We start from the raw sequence: 12,830 nt of genomic DNA on the forward strand, positions 1-12,830 counted from the left end.
TTTAGTCTCCTTGTTTTGCACCCATTTCTTTAGCACGTTCCACGACTTCGTCAATGGTTCCGACATTAAAGAATGCTGCCTCCGGATAGTCATCCATCTCGCCGTCAATGATCGCCTTGAATCCACGGATTGTCTCCTTCAACGGAACATATTTTCCCGGAACACCGGTAAAGTTCTCAGCAACATGGAACGGCTGGGATAAGAATTTCTGGATTTTTCTTGCACGGTAAACGACAAGTTTATCCTCCTCGGAGAGTTCTTCCATACCTAAAATTGCGATGATATCCTGCAATTCTGTATATTTCTGTAAAATTTCCTGTACTTTACGCGCTGTCTCATAGTGCTCTTTTCCGACAACATCTTCCTCCAGGATACGGGAGTTGGACTCTAACGGATCAACCGCCGGATAAATACCCTGCTCTACGATTTTTCTGGAAAGAACGGTCGTTGCATCAAGATGCGCAAATGTGGTTGCCGGTGCCGGGTCTGTCAGGTCATCCGCCGGCACATAAACTGCCTGTACAGAAGTAACAGAACCATTCTTGGTGGATGCGATACGCTCCTGTAACTCACCCATTTCCGTTGCAAGTGTCGGCTGATAACCAACGGCTGACGGCATACGTCCAAGCAGTGCGGAAACTTCCGAACCTGCCTGTGTAAAACGGAAAATATTATCAATAAACAACAATACATTCTGATGTTCCTCATCACGGAAGTATTCTGCCATTGTAAGTCCTGTCTCTGCGACACGCATACGTGCTCCTGGTGGCTCGTTCATCTGACCAAACACTAGCGCGGTCTTCTCGAGAACACCGGATTCCTTCATCTCGGACCAGAGATCGTTACCCTCTCTGGATCGCTCTCCTACACCTGTAAAAATAGAGTATCCGCCGTGCTCTGTCGCAATGTTACGGATCAACTCCTGGATCAAAACGGTCTTACCAACTCCGGCACCACCGAACAGACCGATTTTACCACCCTTTGCATATGGGGCAAGCAGATCGATTACTTTAATACCTGTCTCTAATATCTCTACGACAGGGCTCTGGTCTTCAAAGGACGGCGGATCTCTGTGAATCACCCAGTGTTCTTCTGCATCAAGATTCTCTCCACCATCTAACGTATCACCGAGCACATTAAAAAGTCTGCCCAGAGTCTTTGCTCCAACCGGAACTTTAATACCACTGCCCTCAGCGATAACCTCCATATCTTTATGTAAACCTTCACTTGCGGCAAGCATAATGCAGCGGACGGTATTATTTCCAATATGCTGTGCAACTTCCATAACACAGCGTTTTCCGTGATTGTCTACCTCAAGTGCATCTTTTATATATGGAAGGTCGTTATCTTCAAATTCAACATCAACGACAGGCCCCATGACCTGAACAATTTTACCTTTTTTCATAGAAGCTCCTTCCTATTTTTTCTTCTTATTTTTCTGTGCCTTTGCACCACCGATCACCTCTGTGATCTGCTGCGTGATTGCAGCCTGACGTACCCGGTTATACTCAATAGACAGCTGGCTTATCATGGATCTTGCACTGTCAGTCGCTGTCTGCATTGCCATCATCCGGGAGTTATGTTCACTGGCAAAAGACTCCACCAGCGCACCATAAATATATCCGGTTACACAGTTTGGAACCACATGCTCTAAGATTTCTTCCATGGATGATTCCACTTTGATCTCTTCCTGATAAATGTCCGCCGGAGCCGGATGGATAAAATCCTCTTTTGCCAGCGGAAGTAATTTCTGTTTCTCCGCGTTCATGGAAAAAGAATTTTCCATTTTCGTGTAGACCAGATAAACCTCGTCTAACTCACCGTTCACGTATAAGTCCATCACATAATCTGCAATGACACGTGCGCGGTGCAGGGACGGATTCTGCACAGTGTATTTAAACTCTGCGTCTACCTCAAGTCCTTCCTTTGCAAAATACTGACGTCCAAGCTCTCCAACGACAAACAACTTATTGTTTTCCCCCTGGGAAAACAGTTCCTGTGCCATTTTGATGACATTGTGATTGTATGCACCCGCAAGACCTTTGTCGGCGGTGATCACAATGTAACCACGCTTTTTTTCATTGTCGGAAATCTGCTCCCTCTGATCAAAATAGCGGTTTGTCGTATCTGGCATATGTCTTAAAAATCTTGCAATTGCGGACTGGAGCGTATAGAAATACGGTTCTGTCTGCTCTAACTTCTGCTTTGCGCTGCGAAGTTTCGCGGAAGAGATCATATACATAGCACTTGTGATTTTCATGGTATCCCGGATACTTTTCATTCGTTTTTGAATTTCCTTGGTATTTGCCATGCCTTATCACCTGCTTTTATATTCTTTAACCGCCTCAACAATCTGTTCTGTGATCGTATCGTCTAAAACTTTTTTCTCATTCAGTTCATTTACGATCTCCATATGCTCTGTGTGGAAGAAATCAAGCATTCCAAGCTGGAATTCCTTGGTCTTTGCTGTCTCCACATCCAAAAGCAGACGCTTGTTTGCTGCCACCAGTGTGATGACCTGGTCTGCCAGGCTCATCGGGTGACAGAGCGGCTGTTTTAACAGTTCCATCAGACCTTTTCCATACTGAAGCTGCTCTTTTGTCGTATCATCAAGATCCGAGGAGAACTGGGTAAATACTTCCATCTCACGGTACTGTGCAAGGTCGATACGAATGGTACCGGAAGCCTTTTTCATTGCCTTTGTCTGTGCTGCGCCACCGACACGGGATACGGAAAGTCCGACGTTTACCGCTGGACGCATACCGGAGAAAAACAGATCACTCTCTAAGAAAATCTGTCCGTCTGTGATGGAAATAACGTTTGTCGGAATGTAGGCAGATACATCGCCTGCCTGTGTCTCGATGATCGGCAGTGCTGTGATGGAGCCTCCGCCTAAAGCATCCGATAATTTGCTGGAACGCTCGAGCAGTCTGGAATGTAAATAAAATACATCACCCGGATATGCCTCACGTCCCGGAGAACGCTCAAGCAGCAGGGACAATGCACGATATGCAACTGCATGCTTGGAAAGGTCATCGTACACGATCAGTACATCCTTTCCCTGATACATGAAATATTCTGCCAGTGCTGTTCCCGCATACGGTGCAATATATTGCAGGGAAGCGGATTCGCTTGCCGTTGCAGAAAGTACAACCGTATAATCCAATGCATCGTGCTTTGTCAAAGTATTCACAAGTTTCGCAACGGTAGAAGCTTTCTGTCCGATTGCTACGTAAATACAGATCACATCTTTTCCCTTCTGGTTTAAGATGGTATCGACTGCGATGGATGTTTTACCTGTCTGTCTGTCACCGATGATCAGCTCACGCTGTCCGCGTCCGATTGGGAACATTGCATCGATTGCAAGAATACCTGTCTCAAGCGGCTGGTTTACGGACTGTCTGTCTACAATACCCGGTGCTTCCTGTTCAATTGCACGGTAATCATCTGCCGGGATTTCACCTTTTCCATCGATTGGTGCGCCAAGTGCATTGATAATCCTTCCAAGATAGTCATTTCCTACCGGAACACCTGCTTTTTTCTTCGTGCGTGTTACTTTTGTGCCCTCTTTGATCTCTGTATCTTTTCCAAGAATGATACAGCCGATCTGGTCACGTCTGATATCCTGAACCATACCACGGATGCCGTTTTCAAATATAACGATCTCACCATACATGGCATGCTCTATTCCATAAATGGTTGCGATCCCATCGCCAACCCAGATGACAGAACCAACTTCCTGTTCACCGGATACCATGTCATAATTTTCGATTTCTGTTTTCAGGATGGAGATAATCTCCTCTGAATTTATGGAACCCACGTCGTCACCTCCATGTTAATTTCTGTTGTAATCTGTCAAGCCGTCCCCTGATACTGAAATCCTCTTCGATGTCTCCCACGCGGAGCACGAATCCTGCGATCAGTTCCGGCTTTTTTTCGAATTCCAGCTCTACCTGTGTCTTTTTATATTTCCCTGCCAGATAGTTTCTGATCTGTGCAAGCTGCGTCTCATCCGGCACCTCTGCACATTGCATTTTTGCACGGAGTATCCCGTTTTTTTCATCATAACAGTTCTGGTATGCCGCAAACACATCTTCGATCACGTCCATATGTTCATGGTCACACAGTTCTTTCAAAAAATGATGTATCTGCTGCGGAAAAAATCTTTCGATCATCCGGTGCTTTTCTTTTTTGGAAACAACCGGGCAGTTCAACACACGCGGCAGCTCACTGGTCAGCTCAAATATTTCTTTTGTCTTTTCCACGATTTCTTTTGTGATACCAAGCTCAAAAAGAACCGTTCCGTAATTATTTGCTGTCTGTGTCATTGCAACCACCTGTTTTAGCTAAAAATTGCTCATACATGAGCTTATTCTGCTCTGCTGCATCTGCCTTGCCAAGCACTTTTCCGGCTGCCATCATTGCAAGTCCTGCAATCTGCGTCTGAAGATCCTGCACTGTCTTTTCACGCTCAAGATCAATGGTCTTATGTGCATTTGCAATGATTTTTTCTGCTTCCTGATCCGCAGCATTTACTCTGCTCTCATATTCTGCCTGTGCCGTTTTTCTTGCCTTCTCCACAATATGTGCGGACTCGTCATGTGCCTGTTTTAATGCATCCTCATACTGGCTCTTAAGTTCATTCGCCTGCTCCGTAGTCTTTTTCGCATCCGCCATCTGACCTTCGATCATCTGTCTGCGCTGTTCCATGACATTTGTCACCGGCTTGATCAAAAACTTGCGAAGTCCAAAATAAAGAATCAGCAGATTTATGATGGTAAAGAGGACATTCCAGTCAATTCTTAATAACTGCATACTCTACCATAACCTTTCTTTAGCCTAAGAATAAGATAATTAAAATTGCGACTACCATACCGAAAATTGCAGTACCTTCGGCCAATGCACATCCAAGTAATAATGCTTTTGTGATTTTTCCGTCTGCTTCCGGCTGTCTTGCGATTGCGTCCGTTGCTTTTGAGGTTGCAAGTCCGATACCAATACCTGCTCCAATGCCTGTTAATGCTGCGATACCTGCTCCAATTGCGATTAATGAATTCATGATGTTTTCTCCTTTACCATTTCTTTTTCAATTTTTCTGTGAGTGTGTTTACTCAATGCTCTCCTTAATGAAGAGTGATGTTAAAAATACAAATACATAAGCCTGTATGAATCCGTCAAACAGATCAAAATAAAGGCTTAACACTGCCGGTACAAAAATCGGCACTACAATTTTGATTAATTCCATAATTACAAATGCGCCTAAAATGTTACCAAACAAACGCATGCACAGGGATAATGGCCGGATGAATACTTCGAGGATATTCATCGGCAGCATGATCGGGATTGGTTCTGCAAAACTTTTCAAAAACCCTTTTGTACCTTTTTTCCGCACTCCTGCAGCCTCAATTAAGATGATGCTCATAAGTGCAAGTGCGCCCGTCACGCCTACGTCCTTCGTTGGTGATTTAAATCCAAACAGACCGATCATATTGGCAAACCCAATATAGACACCGACTGTCATCAGATATGGGATATACTGTTTTCCCTCCTCGCCAAGAAGATCATAGAAGAAGTTATAGAGACCTCCAACTATCGTTTCCAATACGAGCTGTTTCTTACCGACGTTTTCAACCTTTAAATTCCGCCCGAGTATTGCCGCTGCGATCAGTAATACCGCCATGATGATCCACGTGACAACAACCGATTCTGCTACCGGTATTCCGCCAAAAAGCGGGATTGTAAATGCCGTATCACAATTCAACTGCGCCATCAGCTCCTTTGATAGTTCTTCCGTATGACCACTTCCTTTCTTATTTTTGATTGCCAAACATATTTTTAGTTATTTTTTATTGAAATGTCAATTTTTTCGAAAGACTATTTTTCCCTTCTATTTTTTGTATATTTTGTATAGTTTTTATTTTATTTTTTGTGCACTTTTTTGTTTTTCTTGTGAATTGCATTTTTAATAAAAATACATTTATCTGATTTTGTCTGTGATTAAATTTACAGATTTTCCAAGAAATGTTAATTTGAACTTGATAATTATGTGATTTTGATACAAAAAAGTCATTGGATTACATTTGTAATAATTGTAATTCAATGACTTATGTTTTTTTGATCAGCCGAGAAGTTCCATGATCTCCTCTTTTGTGAATACTACGGAATCCATTCCCTCGCCCTCCAGCACCTGCTCGGCAAGCTTTTTCTTTTTCTCCTGGATATCAATGATCTTCTCCTCGATCGTACCCTGAGAGACGAGTTTGTAAACCGTCACGACATTCTTCTGCCCGATACGGTGTGCACGGTCGGTCGCCTGATTCTGCACGGCAACGTTCCACCATGGATCGTAGTGGATGACGATGTCCGCTGCGGTGAGGCTCAATCCGGTTCCGCCTGCCTTTAAGGAGATACAGAACACCGGGACATCATCTTTGTTAAAGCTGTCTACCATCTGCATACGTTTTTCCTTATTGACGGAGCCGGTGAGCATATAGTAATCAATGCCCAGCTTTGTCAGCTGTTCCGCCAGACGGTCTAACATGGTCGTGAACTGGGAGAATAACAGCACCTTGTGTCCACCATGCACTGCGTTTCCGATCAGATCCATACACATCTGGACTTTTGCGGATTCGCCCTTGTAATCTTCGAATAAAAGTGCCGGATCACAGCAGAGCTGACGCAGTTTTGTAAGTTCCGCAAGGATCTGGATCTTGTTGGACTTAAATTCCGCCTCGCTCTTGCCGTCTAACATCTGCTTCATCTGCTGTACATGCGCATCATAAAGAGCCAGCTGTTCGCCCTCCATCTTCGCATAAACATTCTCTTCGAGTTTTTCCGGAAGATCTTTTAATACATCACCTTTTAACCGTCGCAGGATAAACGGACGGATCATACGCTGTAAACGTTCCATCTTGTTCTCATCTTTGTTCACAACGATCGGTGTCTCGATCTCCTCACGGAACTTCTGGTATGTATACAAAAATCCCGGCATCAGGTAATCAAAGATACTCCAAAGCTCGCTTAAGCGGTTCTCGATCGGTGTACCGGTCAGCGCCAGCTTAAAGGCTGCCGTGATCTTCTTGACGCCTTTTGCCGCCTGCGTTCCGGCATTTTTAATATATTGAGCTTCATCAATGACCTGAACTGCAAACACAATGTTTTTGTAATACTCCACATCACGTTTTAACAGATCATAGGATGTGATGAGGATCTGCCCGTCCGTGGTGTGACGGATGATATCTTTCCGTTCCGGTGCACTTCCTGTGATCGTCACAGTCTCAAGTTCCGGTGCAAAACGCTCAATCTCTTTCTGCCAGTTATAAACTAAAGATGCCGGACATACAATAAGTGATCTGCGGCGCTCCTTTTCCCCGGCATCATAATCCTGACGCTCTGCCAGAAGAAGACTTATTACCTGAAGCGTTTTTCCAAGTCCCATATCGTCCGCAAGAATTCCGCCAAAACCGTTCTCCCGCAGCGTTTTCAGCCAGAGGAAACCGTTTTTCTGATAGTTTCTCATAACATTTTTCAGGGAATCCACCACTTCATAATCGCTGTCCTCGATGGTCTTCATGTTCCGCACCATGCCTTTGAATTCCCTGTTTTTCTCGATGGACAGTAGCTGGTTATTTTTCAGTGCTGCATCCAGATACATAGCGCGGTATTTTGGGATCACGACCGTTCCTTTTTTCAGGCTTGCCTCGGTAAGCTGTAAGTCCTCACTGACTTCTGCAAGCGCACTGATCCCATCCTCTTTGATATCTAAGAAATCCCCGTTTTTCAGACGGATATACTTTTTCTTTCTGTCGTACTTGGAAAGCAGATATGCCAGCTCCTCGGAGGACATCTCATCGGAGTGTACCTTTAATTCCAGAAGGTCACTCTTTAAGGAGACACCCACGGATACGCTCGGCGCATTGACCACTTTCATATTGCGGAACTTGTCCGATGTGTAAATTGCCATAAAATGGCTTAACCGCTGCAATCCGCCCGCCACGAGCTGATAGAGCAGATCTTCGTCTTTTGCAATGACAAAAAATGTCTTCGAATGGTCATACTCATTGAAATATGGCTCCACAAGGCTCTTGATGCGCAGCTCCTCTGACAGATCACGCACCTCGCCCGGTTCTACTTTGGCAAGCACGTTGTATTTATTATCCCCATAGACTGCGACCAGCTTCGCACCGACAACATCCATTGCCTGGCGGTCCAGATATAACTCAAATTCCGGCTTCGGCGGAACGTAAAGCGCCTCGTCAAATCCTTCCGGGATCACATCGAAGCTCTCCCTCACCATCGGCAGAAGATCTCTGCAGAACATTGCGAGCTCTTCTGCTGCAATATAGCAGTCTCCCCCTACCTGGCGGTGTAAAAACTGGAAGAAGTCTGATACTTTTCCTTTCAACAATGGCTCTCCGAGGAAAATCTCCCCATCCTCATAAAAGTAATAATACTTGTCGCCCTCGATCATCGGCAGATCTTCCATGCAGAGAAACGCTCCCGCACTTCCACCTTTCAGTATCAGCTTCGGTTTGCGTTTTGTTCCATTATAGATGTAGCTTTCATTCATATCATAACCGATCGTTGCATGAAAAGGAGTTCCTTTCACCGCTTCCAAAAACCGATCGATCCCCACACCATCAAGCTCCATGGTACGCTCATAGCCGCCGGTGTAGGCATAATAAGCATGGAACTTACTCTGGCGCTTTTTATCATCATCCTGCTGCTGCATAAACCGGATCAGGCGCTTTGCATCCTCCGAAAAAGCTTCCATGTGATGATAAAAATCAAGTTTTTTACCGTAATGTACTTTCTCATTGACCTGAACGGAATGTAAAAACGCGGAAATGTTTTTTAACACATACTTTGTCTCCATTCCAATTTTAAATTCCAGTCTTGCATAGCCGTAGTCCATCTCAAAATAAGGTTCTAACTCGACCTTGCCGTAAATGGTCTCCGGCAGCATATATTTTGATGTTGCACGCATGGAATACTGGCTCAGCAGATTCTTCAACGGTGCTGCTGTCTCCATTTTTCCAACCGGACGTTTCCCCTCCTCCGGCGTCTCTGTGCTCTGACCTCTCTTTAATTTGAGAATCTCAATTGGAGTTCTCTTGTTTACATAATTCAAAAGCATTGCTACACAATGCTTACACATCCCCTCATAATTATAAAAAGCCTCACATCCACAATTGCAGTTCGTCACATCCCCGAACTCCTCGTCGATAGTGGCTGTCACTTCATAATACTCCTGATTGATTCCACGAACTTTTGCCCTGACATCAGCCACAGGCAGCTCATCCACTAAATACAACTCATAGGAAAAATCAAAAACCCCCGCCGTCTCATACAGCTCTTTCCCTCTCCGGTACGCCGCCGGATACACTGTCTCTTTAATGTCTGATACGGAAAACATATTACTACTTACTCTGTCCTTTCATTTTCATTCGTACTGTCTGTAATTATTCGATAGCGCCATAATTACGACTGTCCTTTTATAATAACACAAAAACGGAAAAGACAGCTATAGTTTTTTCTTTGAATTTTAATTTTGTTCTGCCAGATATCTTTTTAACAAGAAAGTACAGAAATATGGAAACGTATGAACTCCCTGTTCTATTCCAATATTACTGTCAGCCAGTTTTATTCCCCACTTAATATCCGCATAATTGCTGTTATCAATAAGCTGTCTCAAAGATTTTGATCGGTTATTATTTGCCTTGACTTCTACTGGAACGAGTTCGTTTGATGTTCTGACAAAAAAATCCTCCTCAAGCGTTCCATTTTCCTTTTTATAATAATACAAACCTAACCCCTGTTTTAAAAACGCTTCCGCGACAAAATTCTCATATAGTGCGCCTTTATAAACGCCGAGATTTTTATTTGCACGTAAATCTATCTGTGCTTCTTCATCTAAAGAAGCAATCAAAAGCCCTGTATCCGGATAATAAAGTTTGAATTTGGAATCATCAAAATTTCCCTTTAATGGCAGTTCCGGATACTCAAGACAATAACAGACAGAAACTACCCCTGCATCCTTTAACCAGTCAATACATCCCATATATTCACGGCTTCGCGCCTTTTTGTCAATTTTACTTAACTGAAACTTCTTATTCTCTTTGGCAAGCTGTGCCGGAACACTCCGATAAACACTTGCTATTTTCGCCTGATCCAGCCCTTCTGCATATTTTCTGATATCTTCCTCATAGTCAAGCTGGATCTGTCTCTGGATTTCCAACGTTTCTGAGAATGTATTCGTTTCGATAAATTGCTTTACAACCGCCGGCATTCCTCCAAGAACACAGTATTCCAGAAACAGTTTCTTATAAACCATTAGCTCTGTCTCTGAAAACGGTTTTCCGGAAGTCATATGCTCTAACATTTCATTTACATGGCTTTCTGAATATCCCTTTGCCCATAAAAATTCTTCGAAATCCATAGAAAACATCTCGTAATCTGTTTTATAACCGACACTGTTACTGTGAATTTTCTTATAATTAATTCCAAGTAAAGAACCACTGCAGATCACATCAAATCGTCCGTCCAGTTTAAATGCTTTTAATGATGTTGCAATATCCGGAAGTTCCTGTAATTCGTCAAAAATAATCAGGGTTCGGTTCGCAATAAATTTTTTAGAAGGATCAATCAGGGAAATATTTTTTATAATATTTTCTACGTCATACCCATCGCTCAATATCATCTGAAACTGCTTTTCCAATGCAAAGTTGATTGAAACAACGCTCTCATAATTTCGGTCTGCAAAATGCTTCACAGACTCTGTTTTCCCTATCTGCCTTGCGCCTTTTATGATCAGCGGGTATCTATTTTCATTATTTTTCCATTGTGTGAGATAATCATCTATTTTTCTTCTGAGATACATATGTAATCTTCTCCTGTTTTTTCTATTCACGTTTTTATATGATTATTATACACAATTTTCACGTTTTTATAACTATTTTTATTTATTATTTCACGTTTTTATTTTTCCATCTTTCTTTCCAGCGTTTTCGTTTTCTTCTGGATCTCTTTATTGACGGCACAATTGATGAGATTGCTATTACCGCGATAATTACAACCAAAATTAAAAGTATCACACTGATCCAGACACGCATACACTCTGGCAAATGAAATAATTTCACCAGCGCATCCGCTGCTCCGTATCCATCTGCAATTGCTGAAACTAATGCAAGAATAGAAATCAATCCCAAACCAATATTTAATCTGTCATCCGATAATTCCTGTTCCTCATTTTCCAGACTTTCAATTCTCTGTATCCGCTCTCTTTCCCTTGCTTCCTGAAGCTTTTCCAGCGATTCCAGTCCTATTGTCAATCCTTCAATATTTTCTCTGATTCGCAGTCTCCTTAACAAATATTCATAAAAATCATTCTGATGGCTGATATGACTCACAGACGAATAGACACTTTTTACAAGGAAAATATTAATCTCTGCGCTCAGGTTTTTCAACACACTCAAAATATCTTCCGATTCCAACTGGTATTTTTCACGCTCCGCAGATAATTCACCTTCCATGTTCTTTGTAAACTTTAAAATAGAATAATATTGGTATAATGCCAATATTTCTAATAAGAAATAATCCACCATTACTTTTTTCCGGAAAGTCCGCATGTAAAAATTGTGGTTCTGCTCATTCAGTATTGCATAATATCCGCATCCCTGTGAAGTTGCATAGCAATATGCGTGTTCAAAAGGTTCCAATATATCATTGGAAAAATCCGATTTCCGCATATACTTTTTATTATAACCATTGGTAATCCGGTAAATGTAATCCCACCACTGTTCTTTATCTTCGCCCGCCATAACAACATAATTAAATAAAATTGCCTTATCCGGTATGCATTTTCCCTTCTCCAGACAATCTCTCCGCTCTGCATAATAAGTAACCGTAAATGGGAACTGCGCTAATAACCGATTAATCCAATGTCCCATTAAAATAGCTGTATTTCGATTCTCATTCTGTTCAAACGTGTAGCGGTCATTTTCTCTCCGTTTAGAGACAAATCTTTCATAAGACAGTTCCTTGAATTCATTTTGAAAAAGCATTATCTCATCCGCAGCTGCTCCCTGCGGAAGTGAAATCTCATACCACAGAAAACCAACGCCTGAACGAAATAAGTACAAGCCCAAATCCGTTATAGACACGACAAAGTCTTTCTTAAATTTTGTATAATTAATCTCCAAAATATTGTTTCCAGGCATACAATAGTGCAATGAACAGCCGATATTATTCTGTTTTTCGTCCATCTCAAAGCAGTCTGCTATCATCTGATACAAATCCTGCTCCGCTTCCTGCTCATGCATCTTCTGGATGTTCCACAAAGGATTTTTTGCAATCTCCTCTACCAGCTTATCGTAAGATGTCTCACTGCAAAACATAAATGGAACAATATACCGGATTCTCGCACATAAAATATTCACCATAAGCCTTCTCCCATGTCTTCTACTTTTTTCCATTGCTTAACTATTATTATAAGCATCTTTTCAAAACTGCCAAGGATTTTCAGTATCATAAAAAGACATTTCCTAATTTTTTGCAGGAAATGTCTTCGGACAATGTTTGCGCGGTTATGTTGATTCCTCATAGGTAAGGTAAAACAGGCTCTGGAAATGATACAAAACCTGTAATAATGGTAGAGGTATCTTAACTCTATACGTGTCAATTCCTCATAGGTAAGGTAAAACAAAAAACATGAAGGAAATGTCTAAAGAACAGAGAGTGTCAATTCCTCATAGGTAAGGTAAAACAACTGTATTTTCAGTCGTTATAATTACAATACTCGTAATTTCTTCGCAAATCAAACTATTTTTATC

10 protein-coding genes are annotated in these 12,830 nt (G+C 42.3%); all 10 read right to left on the reverse strand.

Annotation, left to right across the window (positions count from 1 at the left end):
• Position 1: 1 nt before the first annotated feature.
• Positions 2–1,405 (reverse strand): F0F1 ATP synthase subunit beta, encoded by a 1,404-nt coding sequence (gene atpD, locus ROSEINA2194_RS09670; RefSeq protein WP_007886203.1) that lies wholly within the window; start codon positions 1,403–1,405, stop codon positions 2–4.
• A 12-nt stretch (positions 1,406–1,417) separates the two neighbouring features.
• Positions 1,418–2,311: an ATP synthase F1 subunit gamma gene (atpG, locus tag ROSEINA2194_RS09675; RefSeq protein ID WP_007886205.1), complete on the reverse strand. Its 894-nt coding sequence runs from the start codon at positions 2,309–2,311 to the stop codon at positions 1,418–1,420.
• A 6-nt stretch (positions 2,312–2,317) separates the two neighbouring features.
• On the reverse strand, positions 2,318–3,820 hold the full coding sequence (atpA, locus tag ROSEINA2194_RS09680) for a F0F1 ATP synthase subunit alpha (RefSeq protein ID WP_007886206.1): 1,503 nt from the start codon (positions 3,818–3,820) through the stop codon (positions 2,318–2,320).
• Positions 3,821–3,824: 4 nt separating this feature from the next.
• On the reverse strand, positions 3,825–4,328 hold the full coding sequence (atpH, locus tag ROSEINA2194_RS09685) for an ATP synthase F1 subunit delta (protein WP_007886209.1): 504 nt from the start codon (positions 4,326–4,328) through the stop codon (positions 3,825–3,827).
• Complete coding sequence (gene atpF / locus ROSEINA2194_RS09690) at positions 4,309–4,815, reverse strand: F0F1 ATP synthase subunit B (RefSeq protein ID WP_007886210.1); 507 nt, start codon at positions 4,813–4,815, stop codon at positions 4,309–4,311. Before atpF ends, atpH begins: the two co-directional genes overlap by 20 nt.
• A 19-nt stretch (positions 4,816–4,834) precedes the next feature.
• Positions 4,835–5,059: an ATP synthase F0 subunit C gene (gene atpE, locus ROSEINA2194_RS09695; protein ID WP_007886211.1), complete on the reverse strand. Its 225-nt coding sequence runs from the start codon at positions 5,057–5,059 to the stop codon at positions 4,835–4,837.
• A 48-nt stretch (positions 5,060–5,107) separates the two neighbouring features.
• On the reverse strand, positions 5,108–5,770 hold the full coding sequence (locus ROSEINA2194_RS09700; protein ID WP_044927571.1) for a F0F1 ATP synthase subunit A: 663 nt from the start codon (positions 5,768–5,770) through the stop codon (positions 5,108–5,110).
• A gap of 348 nt (positions 5,771–6,118) precedes the next feature.
• Positions 6,119–9,415, reverse strand: coding sequence for a DEAD/DEAH box helicase (locus ROSEINA2194_RS09705; protein ID WP_007886213.1), 3,297 nt, complete (start codon positions 9,413–9,415; stop codon positions 6,119–6,121).
• Positions 9,416–9,544: 129 nt separating this feature from the next.
• Positions 9,545–10,879: an ATP-binding protein gene (locus ROSEINA2194_RS09710; RefSeq protein ID WP_007886214.1), complete on the reverse strand. Its 1,335-nt coding sequence runs from the start codon at positions 10,877–10,879 to the stop codon at positions 9,545–9,547.
• 85 nt (positions 10,880–10,964) lie between these two features.
• The gene (locus ROSEINA2194_RS09715) at positions 10,965–12,440 is read right to left on the reverse strand and encodes a hypothetical protein (RefSeq protein ID WP_007886215.1); all 1,476 of its coding nucleotides are present in this window, start codon (positions 12,438–12,440) and stop codon (positions 10,965–10,967) included.
• Positions 12,441–12,830 lie beyond the last annotated feature (390 nt).

It is taken from the genome of Roseburia inulinivorans DSM 16841 (assembly GCF_000174195.1).
Classification (GTDB): domain Bacteria; phylum Bacillota; class Clostridia; order Lachnospirales; family Lachnospiraceae; genus Roseburia; species Roseburia inulinivorans.